The organism is Klebsiella sp. CN_Kp075 (genome assembly GCF_040065055.2).
Classification (GTDB): Bacteria; Pseudomonadota; Gammaproteobacteria; order Enterobacterales; family Enterobacteriaceae; genus Klebsiella; species Klebsiella aerogenes.
Genome location: NZ_CM198050.1, coordinates 822,260 through 841,251 on the forward strand (window position 1 = coordinate 822,260; position 18,992 = coordinate 841,251).

General features: G+C 58.9%; 21 protein-coding genes. 20 read left to right on the forward strand and 1 reads right to left on the reverse strand.

Annotated elements, in window-relative coordinates:
• Positions 1–45: 45 nt before the first annotated feature.
• The 6 genes from ABLV78_RS03950 (at position 46) to speB (ending at position 4,598) form a co-directional block, all read left to right on the forward strand.
• Positions 46–354 (forward strand): hypothetical protein, encoded by a 309-nt coding sequence (locus ABLV78_RS03950; protein WP_141097048.1) that lies wholly within the window; start codon positions 46–48, stop codon positions 352–354.
• Between the two features lie 9 nt (positions 355–363).
• On the forward strand, positions 364–513 hold the full coding sequence (gene yqgG, locus ABLV78_RS03955; RefSeq protein WP_418269008.1) for a small protein YqgG: 150 nt from the start codon (positions 364–366) through the stop codon (positions 511–513).
• A gap of 84 nt (positions 514–597) precedes the next feature.
• Positions 598–714 (forward strand): acid stress response protein YqgB, encoded by a 117-nt coding sequence (yqgB, locus tag ABLV78_RS03960; RefSeq protein ID WP_015369741.1) that lies wholly within the window; start codon positions 598–600, stop codon positions 712–714.
• Positions 715–722: 8 nt separating this feature from the next.
• Positions 723–2,699 carry a biosynthetic arginine decarboxylase gene (gene speA / locus ABLV78_RS03965; RefSeq protein WP_020077953.1) on the forward strand — a complete coding sequence of 659 codons (1,977 nt, stop codon included), beginning with the start codon at positions 723–725 and terminating at the stop codon, positions 2,697–2,699.
• A 150-nt stretch (positions 2,700–2,849) separates the two neighbouring features.
• Positions 2,850–3,524: a hypothetical protein gene (locus ABLV78_RS03970; protein ID WP_047044077.1), complete on the forward strand. Its 675-nt coding sequence runs from the start codon at positions 2,850–2,852 to the stop codon at positions 3,522–3,524.
• A 153-nt stretch (positions 3,525–3,677) separates the two neighbouring features.
• Positions 3,678–4,598 (forward strand): agmatinase, encoded by a 921-nt coding sequence (speB, locus tag ABLV78_RS03975; protein ID WP_015369744.1) that lies wholly within the window; start codon positions 3,678–3,680, stop codon positions 4,596–4,598.
• Between the two features lie 3 nt (positions 4,599–4,601).
• Here speB and ABLV78_RS03980 read toward each other — a convergent pair whose 3' ends face one another.
• Positions 4,602–5,822, reverse strand: a complete 1,221-nt coding sequence (locus ABLV78_RS03980) for an MFS transporter (RefSeq protein WP_047044075.1) — start codon at positions 5,820–5,822, stop codon at positions 4,602–4,604.
• 427 nt (positions 5,823–6,249) lie between these two features.
• Here ABLV78_RS03980 and ABLV78_RS03985 point away from each other — a divergent pair, with 427 nt between their 5' ends.
• From ABLV78_RS03985 to ABLV78_RS04050, 14 genes are all read left to right on the forward strand, one after another.
• Entirely contained in the window at positions 6,250–6,573 is a 324-nt protein-coding gene (locus tag ABLV78_RS03985; RefSeq protein WP_004151769.1) for a Rieske (2Fe-2S) protein, read from the forward strand.
• Positions 6,570–6,878, forward strand: a complete 309-nt coding sequence (locus ABLV78_RS03990) for a recombinase-like helix-turn-helix domain-containing protein (RefSeq protein ID WP_004144765.1) — start codon at positions 6,570–6,572, stop codon at positions 6,876–6,878. Before ABLV78_RS03985 ends, ABLV78_RS03990 begins: the two co-directional genes overlap by 4 nt.
• Positions 6,879–6,888: 10 nt before the next feature.
• Positions 6,889–7,911, forward strand: coding sequence for a Rieske 2Fe-2S domain-containing protein (locus tag ABLV78_RS03995; protein ID WP_047044073.1), 1,023 nt, complete (start codon positions 6,889–6,891; stop codon positions 7,909–7,911).
• Entirely contained in the window at positions 7,911–8,660 is a 750-nt protein-coding gene (locus ABLV78_RS04000; RefSeq protein ID WP_047044069.1) for an SDR family oxidoreductase, read from the forward strand. Before ABLV78_RS03995 ends, ABLV78_RS04000 begins: the two co-directional genes overlap by 1 nt.
• A gap of 13 nt (positions 8,661–8,673) precedes the next feature.
• Entirely contained in the window at positions 8,674–9,462 is a 789-nt protein-coding gene (locus tag ABLV78_RS04005) for an IclR family transcriptional regulator (RefSeq protein ID WP_045392053.1), read from the forward strand.
• 88 nt (positions 9,463–9,550) lie between these two features.
• Complete coding sequence (locus tag ABLV78_RS04010) at positions 9,551–10,477, forward strand: VOC family protein (RefSeq protein WP_047044067.1); 927 nt, start codon at positions 9,551–9,553, stop codon at positions 10,475–10,477.
• Positions 10,474–11,670, forward strand: a complete 1,197-nt coding sequence (locus ABLV78_RS04015) for an NAD(P)/FAD-dependent oxidoreductase (RefSeq protein WP_047044065.1) — start codon at positions 10,474–10,476, stop codon at positions 11,668–11,670. Before ABLV78_RS04010 ends, ABLV78_RS04015 begins: the two co-directional genes overlap by 4 nt.
• A gap of 26 nt (positions 11,671–11,696) precedes the next feature.
• Positions 11,697–12,953, forward strand: coding sequence for an MFS transporter (locus tag ABLV78_RS04020; protein ID WP_015703444.1), 1,257 nt, complete (start codon positions 11,697–11,699; stop codon positions 12,951–12,953).
• Positions 12,954–12,963: 10 nt separating this feature from the next.
• The gene (locus ABLV78_RS04025) at positions 12,964–13,494 is read left to right on the forward strand and encodes a cupin domain-containing protein (protein ID WP_045392044.1); all 531 of its coding nucleotides are present in this window, start codon (positions 12,964–12,966) and stop codon (positions 13,492–13,494) included.
• Between the two features lie 9 nt (positions 13,495–13,503).
• Entirely contained in the window at positions 13,504–14,274 is a 771-nt protein-coding gene (locus ABLV78_RS04030) for an alpha/beta fold hydrolase (RefSeq protein ID WP_047044063.1), read from the forward strand.
• Positions 14,258–15,052 (forward strand): SDR family oxidoreductase, encoded by a 795-nt coding sequence (locus tag ABLV78_RS04035; protein ID WP_047044061.1) that lies wholly within the window; start codon positions 14,258–14,260, stop codon positions 15,050–15,052. The genes ABLV78_RS04030 and ABLV78_RS04035 overlap by 17 nt, the downstream gene beginning before the upstream one ends.
• A 9-nt stretch (positions 15,053–15,061) precedes the next feature.
• Positions 15,062–15,826, forward strand: coding sequence for an aspartate dehydrogenase (locus tag ABLV78_RS04040; RefSeq protein ID WP_047044059.1), 765 nt, complete (start codon positions 15,062–15,064; stop codon positions 15,824–15,826).
• A gap of 15 nt (positions 15,827–15,841) precedes the next feature.
• Positions 15,842–17,311: an aldehyde dehydrogenase gene (locus ABLV78_RS04045; protein WP_047044054.1), complete on the forward strand. Its 1,470-nt coding sequence runs from the start codon at positions 15,842–15,844 to the stop codon at positions 17,309–17,311.
• A 13-nt stretch (positions 17,312–17,324) separates the two neighbouring features.
• On the forward strand, positions 17,325–18,965 hold the full coding sequence (locus tag ABLV78_RS04050; RefSeq protein ID WP_088389780.1) for a thiamine pyrophosphate-binding protein: 1,641 nt from the start codon (positions 17,325–17,327) through the stop codon (positions 18,963–18,965).
• Positions 18,966–18,992: the final 27 nt, after the last annotated feature.

The window sequence follows — 18,992 nt, forward strand, 5'->3', positions numbered from 1 at the left end:
ACGAGCAGTCTGAGTGTTAATCAGTATAGATGGATTAACTTCTGGATGGCTATTTTAGGTCAGAACTTCATCGCATTTCCACATTTTTTTGACATCGCCCGCATTAATGGAAAAAGCGTGGTGGAAATTTTTCCTGACAACCCCGGCAAGGCGCGTATTTTTATTTTGCATTTTACCCCGCTTCTCGGTATAAAACGCCGCGCGCGGCTCATTAAAAAAGCGCACGAAGCTCCATCTCGTGACGCCACTTCCAGCCGGGTTAAGCACTCTGTTACACAGCGGCGGTTTCGCCAGCTGTTCGATATGTATAGCTTTGGCTTGTCGCTGGCCTTTTTCGGGGCAGTGTGGAGGTGATACCAGATAATGAACCAACGTTTTTCGCCTGATTCGTCGCGTCGTTCTGTCGCGCAATTCTATCCCGCAATCTGCATCTCTTTCGTGCAAACCTGCCGATGTTCTACCCATCTCGGCGCTTCTCAGGATTCCAGGGCCTCCAGGCTTTTTGAAAACTGAACAAGGGCGCTCTTGCGTGAGCAAGGGTTTTCTCGTGGTTTCTCCGGGCTGTCATACCAGCTTCGGGTACGTGTTTTACTATATATGAATAAGAAACCGGTCGCGCAGCTGCAGTGCCAGCACTATCTGCTGGGATTAAAGGCTGTTCATGGGTTGTTATCGCGTCTGTCGACTGCGATAGTAGTTAATATTACAAGTTGAGGTTCGCTATGTCTGACGACATGTCTTTGGGTTCGCTTTCGTCAGCAGGCGAACACGGTGTACTACGTTCCATGCAGGAGGTTGCGATGAGCTCCCAGGAAGCCAGCAAAATGCTACGTACCTACAATATTGCCTGGTGGGGTAATAACTATTACGACGTTAACGAACTGGGCCATATCAGCGTTTGCCCGGATCCTGACGTCCCGGAAGCGCGCGTCGATCTGGCCGAGCTGGTCAAAGCGCGCGAAGCCCAGGGACAACGCCTGCCGGCGCTGTTCTGCTTCCCGCAGATCCTGCAACACCGTCTGCGCTCGATTAACGCCGCCTTCAAGCGCGCGCGTGAATCCTACGGTTACAACGGCGACTATTTCCTTGTCTACCCGATCAAGGTCAACCAGCACCGTCGCGTGATTGAATCCTTGATCCACTCCGGCGAACCGCTGGGGCTGGAGGCCGGTTCGAAGGCTGAACTGATGGCGGTGCTGGCGCACGCGGGCATGACCCGTAGCGTGATCGTCTGCAACGGTTATAAAGATCGCGAATACATCCGTCTGGCGCTGGTGGGCGAGAAGATGGGCCATAAGGTCTATCTGGTCATCGAGAAGATGTCGGAAATCGCCATCGTGCTGGAAGAGGCCGCCCGTCTGAACGTGGTGCCGCGCCTTGGCGTGCGTGCGCGTCTGGCTTCGCAGGGATCCGGTAAATGGCAGTCCTCCGGCGGCGAGAAATCTAAATTTGGCCTCGCGGCGACGCAGGTGCTGCAACTGGTCGAGATTCTGCGCGAGGCAGGCCATCTTGAGAGCCTGCAACTGCTGCACTTCCACCTCGGCTCGCAGATGGCCAACATTCGCGATATCGCCACCGGCGTGCGCGAATCGGCGCGTTTCTACGTCGAGCTGCATAAGCTGGGCGTCAATATTCAGTGCTTCGACGTCGGCGGCGGTCTGGGTGTCGATTACGAAGGGACCCGCTCGCAGTCCGACTGCTCGGTGAACTACGGCCTGAATGAGTACGCCAACAATATCATCTGGGCTATCGGCGATGCCTGTGAAGAGAACGGCCTGCCGCACCCGACGGTGATTACGGAGTCCGGCCGCGCGGTGACCGCGCACCACACCGTATTGGTTTCCAATATCATCGGCGTTGAACGCAACGAATACACCGAGGCGACCCCGCCGGCGGAAGACGCCGCGCGTCCGCTGCAGAGCATGTGGGAAACCTGGCTGGAGATGCACGAAACCGGCAACCGCCGCTCGCTGCGTGAATGGCTGCATGACAGCCAAATGGATCTGCACGATATCCATATCGGCTACTCCTCCGGCACCTTCAATCTGCAGGAGCGCGCGTGGGCGGAACAGCTGTATCTGAACATGTGCCATGAGGTGCAAAAACAGCTTGATCCGAGCAACCGCGCCCATCGCCCGATCATCGATGAGCTGCAGGAACGTATGGCGGATAAAATCTACGTCAACTTCTCGCTGTTCCAGTCGATGCCGGATGCCTGGGGTATCGATCAGCTGTTCCCGGTAATGCCGCTGGAAGGGCTGAACAAGTCTCCGGAACGCCGCGCGGTGCTGCTGGATATTACCTGTGACTCCGATGGCGCCATCGATCATTACGTTGACGGCGACGGGATCGCCACCACCATGCCGATGCCGGAATACGACCCGGAGAACCCGCCGATGCTGGGCTTCTTCATGGTTGGCGCCTATCAGGAGATCCTCGGCAACATGCACAACCTGTTTGGTGATACCGAAGCGGTAGACGTTTTCGTCTTCCCTGATGGTAGCGTTGAGGTTGAGCTCTCCGATGAGGGCGATACGGTGGCTGATATGCTGCAGTACGTCCAGCTGGATCCGAATACGTTGCTGACCCAGTTCCGCGATCAAGTGAAAAATACTGGTCTCGACGCCGAGCTGCAGCAGCAGTTCCTTGAAGAGTTCGAAGCGGGGCTATACGGATATACTTATCTTGAAGATGAGTAATTAAGAGCCCTCTGCGGAAAGGCCGGTTTAGATTCATAAACCGGCCTTTTTTATAAATGAAATCTGAAACATCATATTGCATGCTTTTTAAAACCGTAAAGGCCCGTACACTGCCGCAAGGAAATTACAGCAGTGGGACAGGGATGGTATATGAAAAGCATGCCGTATTACGGTTTTATTATCGGTGTATTACTATTAAGCGGCTGTTCGCGCCCAATAGCAAACAATAGTTGCGCGGCGCGCCCCTCTGTGGCCGGCCCTCATGAAGAGAACGACCTGCGCTCAACGATTAAACACAGGTCCGCGGAACGCATGGGTCGTTACCCTGACGAAATGGTATCGATTGATTATTCCGGCCCGTATCAAACTGGTTTTGATCAACAGTATAATATTCATCCAGGTGACCTGGAATATACGGTACGTGATGCTAATTATAATTTTCTTCCTATCACTCGTAGTTATAATCATGATACGGGCGAATGGCAATATGCCATTGAGGCGCATAATGGTACGCAGTATCAATTATACGTCCGCAATTATAGCCGCAGCATGGATTATGAAATTGTCGCCACGGTAGATGGTCTTGATGTGCTGAGCGGTAAGGCCGCTTCGCTCAATAATAGCGGCTATATTGTGCCGGCTGGCGGCTCGCTGGCGATCAAAGGTTTTCGTAAAAACAGCCGCGTTGAAACGGCATTTGAGTTTTCAAACGTCTCAGCGTCTTACGCTGTCCAATCTGCCCAGGAGATTGGTCGCAACGTCGGGGCAATCGGTTTTGCCGCTTTTGCCTTACGCGGAAAAGCGCCGGCGCCTTGTCAAAAATAAACGTCCCGCTTGCCGCCGGGCGGTTTTCAGGCGATAATTTGTCCTTATAAGCAGTAACCCAATTCAAACCCTTCCTCGTCGGGCCTAACGACGCGGAGGGGTTTTTTTATACTTATTTTTTACGTTCCACGACTGTGAAAAGAGGTCATATCCATGAGCACTTTAGGTCATCAATACGATAACTCCCTGGTATCCAACGCTTTTGGTTTCCTGCGTCTGCCGATGAACTTTATGCCGTATGAAAGCGATGCGGATTGGGTCATCACCGGCGTGCCGTTTGATATGGCGACCTCCGGGCGCGCGGGTGGCCGCCATGGCCCGGCGGCGATCCGTCAGGTGTCAACCAACCTCGCCTGGGAGCACAACCGTTTCCCATGGAACTTCGACATGCGCGAACGCCTGAACGTCGTGGACTGCGGCGATCTGGTCTACGCCTTCGGCGACGCCCGCGAAATGAGCGAGAAACTGCAGGCGCACGCGGAGAAACTGCTGGCGGCCGGTAAACGCATGCTCTCCTTCGGCGGCGACCATTTCGTCACCCTGCCGCTGCTGCGCGCCCACGCCAAGCATTTCGGTAAAATGGCGCTGGTACACTTCGATGCCCACACCGATACCTACGCCAACGGCTGTGAATTCGACCACGGTACCATGTTCTACACCGCGCCGAACGAAGGGCTTATCGATCCGAACCACTCCGTGCAGATCGGTATTCGTACCGAATTCGATAAAGATAACGGTTTCACCGTGCTGGATGCGGGCCAGGTTAACGACCGCAGCGTCGATGACATCATCGCTCAGGTGAAGCAGATCGTCGGCGATATGCCGGTGTACCTGACCTTCGATATCGACTGCCTGGATCCGGCATTTGCGCCAGGTACCGGTACGCCGGTGATCGGTGGACTCACTTCTGACCGCGCGATCAAACTGGTACGTGGCCTGAAGGATCTGAACATCGTCGGGATGGACGTGGTTGAAGTTGCCCCGGCCTATGACCAGTCCGAAATCACCGCCCTGGCGGCGGCGACTCTAGCGCTGGAGATGCTTTATATTCAGGCGGCGAAAAAAGGCGACTAATTTTTAAGCGTTTACTACTGCTGCTGCTGCTGCGCGACGCATGCGCAGCAGCAGTACGCCGCCGGCGCACAGCGTGATCAGCTGGGAGGCCACCAGAACGGAAAAACCAGAACTGACCGATCCCACCGATTTCATCACCACTCCCATTAGCAGCGGAATAAACGCCGCGCAGATGTTGCCAATGCCGTTAATGATCCCATAGGCGCTGCCCACCGCTTCGCGCGGGGCATGATGCTGCACCACCGCCGGGATCGCCGCCCCCTGTAATCCCCAGAAAACGTTCGCCGCCAGCATAAACAACGCCAGCATCGCCGGCTGCTGGCTGAGCATCAGCGCCAACACGGAACCGGCGGTGAGTAGGCCGCCGATAATAAACAGCAGCGGCGCCTGCTCCGGGCGCATTTTGTCGAGGAGCACGCCGCCAACAAACTTTGAGCCCAGGCTTAACAGAAAGGGGACTGCCGCCAGCAGCCCGGTGGCCTGTAGTGAGAAGTGGTGCTCATCGCGCAGCCAGGCGGGCAACCAGGCGCTGCTCCCCCATAGATAGCTGAGCGTGGCGATTTCCACCAGCAAGATCCAGCCAAGCAGCGGCGTACGCCAGGCGAGGGCAAAAGTTTGGCTGAGGCCAGGCTTCGCGCGCTGTGCGGCCACTTGCGGCGCGGGGAGAAAGCGCCAGATTAATCCACCGCCGAGCAGCAAATTCAGCAGCGCCAGCGCGTAGAAGGCGCCGATCCAGCCAACGTGCGCCATCAGCCAGGTGACCAGCGGGAAGCCCACCGCCAGCCCCAACGATACGCCGAGAGCGGTCACCGCATTCGGTTTACCTATTTCATCGGCGGCGAAGTTGTCGTTGATAAAGCGCGTTTTCAGTGAGAACAGCGGCCCCTCCGCCAAGCCAAGAACAATGCGCGCGATTAACATTCCCATTAGTGAACCGAGTAACGGGGAAATGGCGCACACCAGCGCCCATATCGCAATGCTGCTTAACAGTCCCTGACGATAATGCCATCTACTTTCTATAACTGGTGTTAATAATAATGCCGAAAACCCATAACCCAGAAGAAAGCATGTCATTAGCATTCCTTGTAACATTCTGTTTTCATTTAACTGGAAATGGGCAGCGAATTCCGGGTTAAGGATCATCACCGAGATATTTACCCGATCGACGTAGGAAATAATTATTAACAAAAGTAGTGCTATTACCCCTTGCCATCTTGCCGCCATTCGTTATCTCCACGCTTAATTTAATGATTGCCGGTTATTATTTTTTAACGCCAGAAATAGTCACATAAGTAAAATGATTCACCTGTGAAACTCATTGTTTTTTAACGATTAAATAAAGTATTGTTTCATGGGTGAAACATCATGTTTTCCGCTATTGCACATTTTTAATGATCGTCTGGAAAAGAAGTCAATAGCCGCATGTGAAATTTAAATCGGCATTTTTATTTATAATGGATCACCTCTTTAAATATCATCATTTCATCTGAATGCAGTTTTTCGTGATCAATTGCACACTTAGCTAATTTAAAAGCCTTTCATTAACAACTTCGTCACATTAACGCTTGACGAAACATTCACCGCTTTTATATTGACCGTATTAAATAAGAAACAGAGTTTCATATATGAAACAAAAGCCTGGAGGATTGCGATGAGCTGGATAGGCGTATGTGACGCGGAGCAAGTACAGGAAGATTTTCCCTATAGCGGCAATATCGATGGTAAGGAAATCGGTATTTATCTGATTGATGGCGAATATTACGCGCTGGAAGACGTTTGCCCTCATGCCTATGCGCTCCTGAGCCAGGGCTTTGTCGAAGATGGCAAGGTGGAATGCCCGCTGCATGAGGCGGTATTCGACGTCAAAACCGGCCAGTGCCTGCATGGCCCCGGCGGCCGCAACCTTAATCGTTACCCGGTGCGGGTATACGACAATCAGATCCAGATTACTTTTATCGAGGAGAACGTGGCATGAGCGAATCCCTGGACTTCAACCCGGCGCTACCGGAAAGCCGCCAGTTTACGCCACCGGCGGAAGGCGGAAACGGCAATATCCATAAGCCTGGCGACTATCACAATCTGATTTGGCAAACCCGCAGCCGGGTGCCGGAAAACTGGGAGCTTCAGCTTATCGCGACCCTGGAAACGCTGTTCGAACAGGGCGCGGAAAGTCTCGGTGAGCTGGTGAACGGTCTCAATGGCGTCAGGATGCATGACCAGCAGGGCGAACCGTGGAGTGAAAGCAGCTTCCAGGCATTTTTACAGGTCAACGGCTACTGAGGACACAGTAATGACGACAACGGTACAAAACTATCTTGATAAAGGGTTGCGCGGTCTGTGGTATCCGGTGCTGGCGAGCTGGGAGGTGCAGTCTGCGCCGGTGGGCATTACCCGTCTCGGCGAGCAGATCGTGGTCTGGCGGAATAAAGACGGTCAGGTGCAGGCGCTGGAAGACCGCTGCCCGCATCGCGGCGCGCGTCTGTCAATGGGCTGGAACTTAGGCGATCGTATCGCCTGCTGGTATCACGGGGTGGAAGTCGCCGGTAACGGCGAAGTCAAAGACGTCCCGGCGGTTGACCGCTGCCCGCTGGTCGGCCAGCAGTGCGTGCGCAGCTACAGCGTGCAGGAAGCGCATGGGGCAATCTTCCTGTGGTTCGGCGTCACCGCCGACCAGCAGCCTGATGAACTGAGCTTCCCGGAGGAACTGGCCGACCACGAAAAATACAGTAACTTCCTGTGCACCGCGGCGTGGAAATGCAACTACCAGTACGCGCTGGAAAACGTGATGGACCCGATGCACGGTACCTATCTGCACTCGTCATCGCACTCGATGGCGGAAGGCGATCGCAAAGCCGATATGGTGCTGCAGCCGACGAAAACCGGCTTTATCTTCGAGAAAAAAGGGCAGAGCGGCGTCAACTTTGACTGGGTTGAACTGGGCAACAGCGGCGCCTACTGGATGCGCCTGTCTATTCCGTACAAAAAGCGTTTCGGGCCGGGCGGCCACTTCTGGATCGTCGGCATGGTGGTTCCGGAAGATAACGACAACTGCCGCGTCTTCTTCTGGCGCATCCGCGGCGTACAGGGCTGGCAGCGCGATCTGTGGCGCTTTATGTACCGCAACCGTCTGGAAAAACTGCACTGGGAAGTACTGGAACAGGATCGCGTGGTGCTGGAGAGCCTGGCGCCGAACGCCCGCGATCATGAATATCTCTATCAACATGATGTCGGTCTGTCCCGACTGCGCCGCATGATGCAGAAAGCGGCGAAAGAGCAGCTAGTGCTCCGCGAAGCGCAGCAGGGTGCCGCCTGATGAACGGCCTGCTGAACGGTAAACGCATTGTCGTCACCGGCGCGGCGCGCGGCCTGGGTTATCACTTTGCCGAAGCCTGCGCCGCGCAGGGCGCGACGGTAGTGATGTGCGACATCCTGCAGGGGGAGCTGGCGGAAAGCGCTCATCGCCTGCAGCAGAAGGGCTATCAGGTCGAGTCCCACGCCATCGATCTTGCCAGTCAAACGTCGATCGAGCAGGTCTTTAGCGCCATCGGCGCGCAGGGGCCGATTGATGGCTTAGTCAATAACGCAGCGATGGCGACCGGCGTCGGCGGTAAAAATATGATCGATTACGATCCGGATCTGTGGGATCGGGTGATGACGGTCAACGTTAAAGGCACCTGGCTGGTGACCCGCGAGGCGGTACCGCTGCTGCGGGAAGGCGCGGCGATCGTCAACGTCGCTTCGGATACCGCGCTGTGGGGCGCGCCGCGGCTGATGGCCTATGTCGCCAGCAAGGGCGCGGTAATTGCGATGACCCGCTCCATGGCCCGCGAGCTGGGTGAAAAGCGGATCCGTATCAACGCCATTGCGCCGGGGCTGACTCGCGTCGAGGCCACGGAATATGTTCCCGCAGAGCGTCATCAGCTGTATGAGAACGGCCGCGCGCTCAGCGGCGCGCAGCAGCCGGAAGATGTCACCGGCAGCGTGGTCTGGCTGCTGAGCGATCTTTCGCGCTTTATCACCGGCCAGCTGATCCCGGTCAACGGCGGTTTTGTCTTTAACTAACAAGTGAGGCGGTATGGCGAACGATCAGGAAGTGAAGTACCTGGTACCGGGTCTGGAGCGCGGTTTACAACTGCTGCTGGCATTTGGCGAGCAGCATCGCGATCTGACCTTTGCCGAGCTGCATCGGCTGGTGGATATGCCGAAAGCGACCGCCTATCGCGTGGTGCAGACGCTGGAATATATGGGCTTTCTCGAGCGTAACGCCCGCACCAATACCTTTTCGCTGGGCATGAACGTACTGCGTCTGGGCTTTGAATATATCGCTTCACTGGATGTCGCCCAGGTGGGTCAGCCGGTCATCGAGCAACTGCGCGATATCAGCCAGTGCAGCAGCCATCTGGCGATCCGCGATGGCCGCGACATCATTTACATCGCCCGCGTCAGCGCCGCCGGTTCGCGTATCAACCAGGTCAGCGTCGGAACGCGGCTACCGGTGCACTGCACCTCGCTTGGCCGCATGCTGCTGACCGATGTTTCCCGCAGCGAGTTTGAGCAATTGTTCCCGGATGAACGTCTGCCGGGCAATACGCCGGGCCAGCTGTACGACCGCGAAGCGCTGTGGCAGATGGTGCAGCAGGATAAAGCCCGCGGCTATGTGATTGGCGAATCGTTCTATCGCCACGGTATCTCATCGATTGTCTATCCGGTCTTTGACCGCAGCGGCCGGGTGGCGGCGGTCGTTAGCATTCTGGTGCCGTCGGACGAGATCCCGCAAAGCGATCGCGAGCGCTTACAGAACGAGGTCAGTATGGCGGCGGACAAAATTTCCGGTTTCCTCGGATATTTGTCACAGGCAAGTTAAATCAACAACTTAACGGCAGGCGCTTGATTGCGTCGGGCATGTTTTACGCCCAAATTCGGGCGACTGAACGGTAAAGAGGCGACGAAGAATGAGTATTACCGGAATTGAAAAGCTGGAATTTGGCGTAGACGACCTGAACCACAGCGCGAAATTCATGCGCGATTTTGGCCTGACCGGCGACGCCAGCGGCCGCGCGTTTACCACCCTCAGCGGCGCGCGGGTCGAACTTAACCCGACCGATAGCGCCGACCTGCCGCCAGCCTTTGAGGCGGGCAACACCCTGCGTCGCATGACCTGGGGCGTGGCGGATCGTGCGGCGCTGGATGCGCTGCGCCCGAAGCTGGAACGTCAGCCCGGTTTCCGTGAAATCGACGGCACGCTGGAGTGCCGCGACCCTAACGGTATGACGCTGCGGGTGCAGGTAAGCCAGCAAACGGCGGTGGAACTGAACGTCGAGCCGATCAACCAGTGGGGCGATGTACGTCGCATCGACACCCCTAGCCCGGTGTACGACCGCGCCCAGCCGATTAACGTCGGCCACGTGGTGTTCTTCGTGGAAGAACTGGCGGCGGTGGAAAGTTTCTATCGCGAAGTGCTCGGCTTCCAGGTGTCAGACCGCTATATCAATCGCGCGGTGTTCCTGCGCTGCGGCGTACGCGGCGGCCACCACAACCTCTTCTTATTGCAGTTGCCCAACCGCAAACGTGGACTTAACCACGTCGCGTTTACCGTACGTGATATTCACGAAGTGATCGGCGGCGGCATTGCGATGAATAAAAACGCCTGGAGCACGTTTATCGGCCCCGGCCGCCATCCGGTCTCCTCGGCCTACTTCTGGTATGTCAACAGCCCGACCGGCGGCGCTTTTGAGTACTACACCAACGATGACTATCTGACGGAAAACTGGCAGCCGCGCGAGCTGGAGCATTCACTCGTGTCCTTTACCGAATGGGCGGTGGAAGGCGGTATCGATCACGATACCCGTCGCCAGCAGAAAAAACCGGAGGCGGTATGACGGCGCGGATAGTCATTATCGGCGGCGGCCAGGCTGGCGGCTGGGCGGCGAAAACGCTGCGTGATGAAGGGTTTAGCGGCGAGATTTCCGTGGTTGCCGAAGAGCAATGGGATTTTTACGAGCGCCCGCCGCTGTCGAAAGCGGCATTGCTGGAGGCCGAACCGGCGCTGCCGCGATTATTCAGCGCCGAGGCGCAACAGGCGCTGGATCTGCGCTGGTACCGACCGCTGCGCGCGGAATCGATTGACCGGCAAAATAAAACCCTGGCGCTGAGCAACGGCGAAACGCTGGCGTACGATCAACTGCTGATCGCCACCGGCGGCCGCGCGCGCCTGCCGTCCGAGGCCTGGGCGCAGCATCCGCAGGTCTATACCCTGCGCCACTGGCAGGACGCGCAGCGTCTGAAGCAGCGGCTGGCATCGGCAACGCGGCTGGCGATCGTCGGCGGCGGCTGGATTGGCCTCGAAATCGCCGCCTCGGCGCGCAAAAGCGGCGTAGCCGTAACCCTTTATGAACAGCAGCCAGCGCTGTGCATGCGCTCGGTCAGTATGGAGGTCTCGCAGGCGCTGGATGAGTTGCATCGCCGGCAGGGCGTTGATATTCGCCGCGGCTGCGGCGCGCTGGAGCTGGAAGATGATAACGGCCTGCCGACGCTGCACTGCGACGGCCAGCGGGAAACCTTCGATGCGGTGGTGGTGGGGATCGGCGTCGATCTCAATCTGGAACTGGCGCGCGATGCCGGGCTCGCTGTCGAGCGCGGGATTGTCGTCGATGCCCAGGGACGCAGCAGCGATCCGGCGATTTTCGCCGCCGGCGATGTCGCTCAGCATCATCAGTATGGCCTGTGCATTCAGTCGTGGGCCTTTGCGCAAAATCAGGCCATCGCGACGGCGAAAGCGATGCTCGATCCGCAGGCCAGCGGCTACGACGAGGCGCCGTGGCTGTGGTCGGATCAATACGATCGCAATATCCAGATCCTGGGGATCCCGCAGGCGGGCAGCCGCACCATCGTGCGTGACGAGCCGCAGGGCGCGCTCTATTTCTCGCTCAATGCCGATGGACGTTTAACGCAGCTGGTGGCCTTCAATAATGCACGTACCGTGAAGCTGGCGAAGCGCTGGATGGCGGCGGGGAGGGATCTCTCTGACGTCCCGCTCGCTGACCCGACTTTCTCGCTGATGTCATTGCGATAATTAACGCGAACCCTTAAGGGGGAGAAATGACCACATTAGAGACTAACGCCGCGCCTGCTGAGGCGAGCGGCGAGGGCGTCCGCACGCCTGAAAAAGCGGTGCGTTGGGCCATTCCGCTGTCGCTGCTGGCCTGCGTACTGCTGGCGTTTTTCGACAAAATCAGTATCGCCGCGCTGTTTTCCGATAGCCACTTCCAGCAGGCGATGGGGATCGATTTCGATACCACCCGGCTGGGTATTTTGATGAGCGCCTTTCTGCTGAGCTACGGCTTCTCGTCAGTGCTATTAAGCGGCCTTGGCGACCGGATTGCGCCGCTGCGCTTGCTAACTGGAATGATGGTGGTGTGGTGCATCCTGATGGTGATCATGGGCTTCACCCACAACTACGCGCTGATGGTGACGCTGCGCATCCTGTTGGGCATCGCCGAAGGGCCGCTGTTCCCGCTGGCGTTCGCCGTGGTGCGCCACACCTTCCCGCAGCGGCTGCAGGCCCGCGCCACCATGCTGTGGCTGCTCGGCACGCCGGTTGGCGCGGCGCTGGGTTTCCCGCTGTCAATTTGGCTACTCAATACCTTCGGCTGGCAGAGCACCTTTTTCGTGATGGCGATGCTGACGGTGCCGGTGCTGATTTTTGTGCGCATCGGGCTGCGCGGCGTGCAGCTGGAGGCGAAAGTCGGCAGCGATAAAACGTCGCAGGAAGCGCGCCGCAGCGCGCGGCGCGAGCTCTTCGTTAGCCCGCATTTCTGGATGATCTGCATCTTCAATATCGCCTTTCTCGCCTATCTGTGGGGGATCAACGGCTGGCTGCCGGGCTACCTGATTAAAGGCAAAGGCATTCATCTGGAACACGCCGGCTGGCTGTCGTCGATGCCGTTTATCGCCATGCTGCTGGGCGAAATTATCGGCGCCTGGCTGTCCGACCGCGTCGATAAGCGCGCCGCCGCCTGCTTTATTTCCCTGGCGGGCGCCGGAATCGGTTTGGCGGCGGTGATGCATTTTAGCGCGCCATTACCGGTGATTGCGGCGATGAGCTTTAGCACCTTTATGTGGGGCACCGGCGCGCCAAACATTTTCGCGCTGCTGGCTAAAGCGACCCATCCACGGGTCAGCGCCACGGCGGGCGGGATTTTCAACGGGCTGGGAAACTTTGCCGGGGCCTTATCGCCGGCGGTGATGGGCGCGCTTATCGCCTTCACCCATAGCATGGATTCCGGGCTGATTTTTCTGGCGGTGATGGCGGCGGTGGGCTGCGCCCTGTTACTGCCGCTGCTGAGACGTTACTGAGGATAAAACGATGACTGATTCAACCGTAACTGCAAAACAGAGTCTGAAACCTGAACATTTGACGATGGAAGAGTGGGTGGAGTCGCGTATCGCGCGCTTCGAAGGCCGTAAATACGACTGGAATGCGCTGAAATTCCAGGCCGATTTCGACCCGAAATATCGCCGCGCGCAGATGCGCTATATCGGCACCGGCGCCACCGGCGTCGCCAGCGATACCAACACCGTTCCGGCAGAGCACTTCACCTTCTCCACCATGGTGTTGCCGTCCAAATGTGAAGGCCCGCTGCACCTGCATGATGACGTAGAAGAAGTGTTCTTCATGCTTAAAGGGCAGATCACCCTGATGATTCAGGACGGCGACAACTATACCGAAACCGTACTGCGCGAACGCGATCTGATCTCGGTACCGCCCGGCATCTACCGCGGTTTGTTCAACCACGGCGAAGAAGAGGCGCTGATGTGCGTGATGCTCGGCACCCATAAGCCACATATTCCGACCTACCCGGAAGATCATCCGCTGGCAAAAGTAAAACGTAACTAAGGGGCGATGATGACGGGTTTTCGTGAACAAGGAAGCGGCATTCCGCTGACGCTGCTGCACGGCATCAGTTCCGGCGCGGCCTCCTGGCATAAACAGATGGCGTTGCCCGGCTACCGCGTGCTGGCCTGGGATATGCCCGGTTATGGCGAAAGCCCGATGCTGTCGGCGGCGCCGGCGGATGCCGGTGATTACGCCGACGCGCTGGCGCGAATGCTGGACCGTGCTGGAGTAGAGCAAACCATACTGGTCGGCCATTCGCTGGGTGCGCTGGTGGCGGCCGCCTTCGCCGCGAAATACCCGCAGCGGGTGCTTTATCTGGTACTCGCCGACGTCGCGCAGGGCTACGGTCAGGCGGAGGCGGCGCAGCGGGAAAAAGTCTGGCAGGGGCGTCAACAGCAGATGGCGCTGGGCGGCGAGGCGATGGCGCAGGGGCGGGCGGCAAAACTGCTGCGCTCCGGCGCGCGCGAAGCCGATGTGGCGACGGTGGCGGCAGGCATGCGCAGGCTGCGTAGCGAAGGCTACCTCGCCGCTGCCTGGATGCTGGCGCATGACGACATCCACCGCTGGCTCGCCGACTATCGCGGCCGTCTCACGGTGTGGTGTGGCGAGCAGGATGCCATTACCCAACCGGAGCTGGTGCAGGGAGTGGCGCTGCGTTACGGCGCCCCTTACATCGCCATCCCGCAGGCTGGACATGCCAGCTATCTCGATAACGAAACCTTTTTTAATCAACAGCTTTTACGCATAGGGGAAGAGGTGCGCGATGAATGCACAAATTGAAGGACGCGTCGCGGTAGTCACCGGCGGCTCGTCAGGGATCGGCTTTGAAACGCTGCGCCTGCTGCTGGGCGAAGGGGCGAAGGTCGCCTTTTGCGGCCGCAACCCGGATCGGCTGGCCAGCGCTCATGCGGCGTTGCAAAACGAATATCCAGAAGGCGAGGTGTTCTCCTGGCGCTGCGACGTACTGAACGAAGCGGAAGTGGAAGCGTTCGCCGCCGCGGTCGCCGCGCGCTTCGGCGGCGCCGACATGCTGATTAATAACGCCGGGCAGGGTTATGTCGCCCACTTCGCCGATACCCCGCGCGAGGCCTGGCTGCACGAAGCCGAGCTGAAACTGTTCGGCGTGATTAATCCGGTAAAGGCCTTCCAGCCGCAGCTTGAACAGTCGGATATCGCCTCGATTACCTGTGTGAACTCGCTGCTGGCTCTGCAGCCGGAAGAGCACATGATTGCCACCTCTGCTGCCCGTGCCGCGCTGCTCAATATGACGCTGACCCTGTCGAAAGAGCTGGTGGAGAAAGGCATCCGCGTGAATTCCATCCTGCTGGGAATGGTCGAATCCGGGCAGTGGCAGTGCCGTTTCGAAAACCGCAGCGATAAGAGCCAGAGCTGGCCGCAGTGGACCGCCGAAATCGCCCGCAAGCGTGGGATCCCGATGGCGCGCCTCGGCAAACCGCAGGAACCGGCACAGGCGCTGCTATTCCTCGCTTCGCCGCTGGCCTCCTTTACCACCGGCGCGGCGCTGGACGTTTCCGGCGGTTTCTGCCGCCATCTGTAAGGAAAGATGATGAAAAAGGTCATGTTAATCGGCTATGGCGCGATGGCCCAGGCGGTGATTGAACGCCTGCCGCCGCAGGTGACGTTGGGCTGGATTGTGGCGCGCGAATCGCATCATGCGGCAATCCGCCAGCAGTTCGGCCACGCGGTGACGCCGCTTATCGATCCGCTGCAGTGCGAAGAGACGCCGGATCTGGTGCTGGAATGCGCCAGCCAGCAGGCGGTCGCGCAGTACGGCGAAGCGGTGCTGGGGCGCGGCTGGCATCTGGCGGTGATCTCTACCGGCGCGCTGGCGGACAGCGAACTGGAACAGCGTTTACGCCAGGCGGGCGGCAGGCTGACGCTGTTGGCTGGCGCAGTCGCCGGGATTGACGGCCTGGCGGCGGCGAAAGAGGGCGGTCTTGAACGAGTGACCTATCAGTCGCGTAAAAGCCCGGCCAGCTGGCGCGGCAGCTATGCCGAACAGCTTATCGACCTCAGTGCGATCAATGAAGCGCAAATTTTCTTTGAAGGCAGCGCTCGCGAGGCGGCGCGGCTATTCCCGGCAAATGCCAACGTGGCGGCAACCATCGCGCTGGGCGGTATCGGCCTTGACGCGACTCGGGTGCAATTGATGGTCGATCCGGCGACGCAACGCAACACCCATACGCTACACGCCGAAGGACTGTTCGGCGAGTTTCACCTGGAGCTGAGCGGCCTGCCGCTCGCCAGCAATCCGAAAACATCGACCCTCGCGGCACTGAGCGCGGTACGCGCCTGCCGTGAACTGGCATAACGCAGAGAGGCTGAGATGGACGAATTAGACATTTTTATCGGCGGCCAGTGGCGTCGCGGCGGCGGCAATTTAATGCACAGCCTGTTTCCGGCGGATGGCGCTATTAACGCGGCGCTGCATGCGGCAAGCCTCGATGATTTGCAGGAGGCGATCGACTGCGCCGACCGCGCCTGGCGGGAGCCAACGTGGCGGGCGATGCTGCCGCATCAGCGGGCGAAGATCCTGCATAAGGTTGCCGATCTGATTGAAGCACAGGTTGATGAGCTCACCCAAAAACAGAGCCGCGATAACGGTAAACCGCTGGCGGAAGCGCGAGGGCTGGTGATGAGCGCCGCCGGTACCGCACGCTATTTTGCCGCCGCCTGCGAGTTGCTGGAGGGCGAGCTGCCGACGCCGCGGCAGGCGGATCTATTGACCCTGAGCCGCTATGAGCCGTTGGGCGTGGTGGCGGCGATCACGCCGTGGAACTCGCCGATCGCCAGTGAAATGCAGAAGGTGGCCCCGGCGATCGCCGCCGGGAACGCGGTGATCCTCAAACCGGCGGAGGCCACGCCGCTCATGGCGCTGGAGCTGGCGAAGATCTTCGAGCAGGCCGGTTTACCCGCCGGACTGCTGAGCGTGCTGCCGGGTAAAGGATCGATTATCGGCGATGCGCTGGCCCGCCATCCTAAGGTACGCAAAATTTCCTTTACCGGCGGCACCACTACCGGGCGTCATCTGGCGCACGTAGCGGCGGAAAAGCTGATCCCGGCGTCGCTGGAGCTGGGCGGCAAATCACCGACCATCGTGCTGGAAGATGCCGATATCGAACAGGCGGCGCGGGGCATCTGCTACGGCATTTTCAGCTCCGGCGGCCAGGCCTGTATTGCCGGCTCGCGGCTGTTTGTCCATGAAAAAGTGTATCCGCAATTAATGGCCCGCCTGCTGGAGTTAACCCAAGGACTGCGGGTTGGTCATCCGTTCAGCGCTGGCACCCACGTCGGGCCGCTGATCAACGATAAACACCGCCAGAGCGTGCTGGAGTACGTCGAGCTGGCGAAACGCGAAGGCGGCAGCGTGCTATGCGGCGGCGAGATCCCGGCGGATCCGGCGCTGGCGGCGGGGAGCTACTTCCTGCCGACCATTATTGAAGGGCTGAACAATCAGGCCCGCGTTTGCCAGGAAGAGATCTTCGGGCCGGTGCTGGTGGCGATGCGTTTTCGCGATGAAGCGGCGCTGATCCGCGAGGCCAATGATTCGGTCTTCGGACTGGCGGCGGGGATCTGGACGCGCGATACCGGCCGCGCGCTGCGTCTGAGCGAGCAACTGGAAGCCGGTACGGTGTGGATCAACACCTACAAAGTTTTCTCCATTTCGACCCCGTTCGGGGGCTTTAAAGAGAGCGGTCTGGGCCGCGAAAAAGGGATCCAGGGGCTGAAAGCCTGGATGCAACAAAAGAGCATTTATCTGGCGACGGGTAATAGCGTCAACCACTGGTGCGACTGAGAAAGGGTGAGCAATGAGCGAAATGATAACCGTCGGCGATGCCATCGCCAGAACGCTGGAGCAGTATCACGTTGAAGCCATTTATGGCGTCATTTCTATCCATAACCTGCCGATCGCCGACGCCGTTGGCCAGCGGGAAAAAATCCGCTTTGTTCCGGCGCGCGGCGAAGCGGGCTCGGTGACCATGGCCGACGCCCATGGCCGTTTTTCCGGGCTCGGCGTGGCGCTGACCAGCACCGGCGCGGGCGCGGGTAATGCGGTCGGCGCGCTGGTTGAGGCGATGAACGCCGGTACGCCGCTGCTGCACCTGACCGGACAGGTCGAAAAAGCCTGGCTGGACGCCGATACCGGTTTTATTCATGAAACCCGCGATCAGTTGACCTTCCTGAAAGCCAGTTCGAAGCGCGCTTACCGCATTAGCAACGCCAACCAGGCGGTGGCAATACTGCATAAGGCGATTCAGGTGGCGCAGACGCCGCCGTGCGGCCCGGTCTCGGTGGAGATCCCAATCGACATTCAGAGCGCCAAAATTCCGCTTTCGCTGCTGACCGCGCCGTTGAAACGCGCTCCGGCGATTGAGCCGGAAGCGACGATGGTCGATGCGCTGTGGGCGCAGCTTAAGCAGGCGAAGCAGCCGCTGCTGTGGCTTGGCGGCGGCGCGTTAGAGAGCGTTGAGGCGGTGAAGACGCTGGCGGATGCCGGGGTGACGGTGATTTCCAGTACCCACGGCCGCGGCATTTTGGCGGACAGCCATCGCGCCAGCCTGCGCGCGTTTCATAATTCTCCCTCGGTTGAAGCGCTGATTTCACAATGTGATTTCACACTTGTGGCCGGTTCCCGGCTGCGCAGCAACGAAACGCGTTCCTGGACGCTGGAGCTGCCCGCGCCGCGGGTGCAGATTGATATCGACCCGGCGGCGGCCAGCCGTAACTACCTGATGGACAATACGCTGGTGGCGGACTGCCGTGCTTTATTAGACGCGCTGGCGAAGCGGGTACAGGGCCGGATGTGGGGCGATGCGCGTTGGGATAGCCAGCTTAAAGCGGCGGTAGAGGCGGCGGAGCAGGGGCTGCGCGACCAGTGCGGCGCTTACGCTAAATTGAATGACGCGATTGCGCAGGCGCTGCCCGATGACGGCATTCTGGTGCGCGATATTACCGTTTCCGGCAGCCTGTGGGGCAGCCGTCTGTTCCGCGCTCACGGTCCGCTGATGAATATCCATTCTCTGGCCGGAGCCATCGGTATGGGGCTACCGATGGCAGTGGGCACCGCGATTGCCAATCCGCAACGGAAAGTGGTCGGCCTGGTCGGCGACGGCGGCCTGAGCCTCAACCTTGGCGAGCTGGCGACCCTGGCGCAGGAGAAGGCCAACGTGACGCTGTTGATTATGAACGATGGCGGCTACGGCGTGATGCGCGGTATTCAGGATAAGTACTTTGGCGGCCGCCAGTATTACAACGAGCTGCACACGCCGGACTTTACCCTGTTGGCGCAGGCGATTGGTCTGCAGGCGTGGAGCGTGGAGCGCGCTGAGGATTTCCAGGCGGTGATGACCGAGGCGCTGGCGATGCCGGGGCCATCGGTGGTGGAAGTGAAAATGGGCCAGATTGGCGCGCTGCGCTTTGCCGGCCCGCCGCAGAAAACGCTGTATTAATGATAACCCAGTGACCCCAACCCTCTC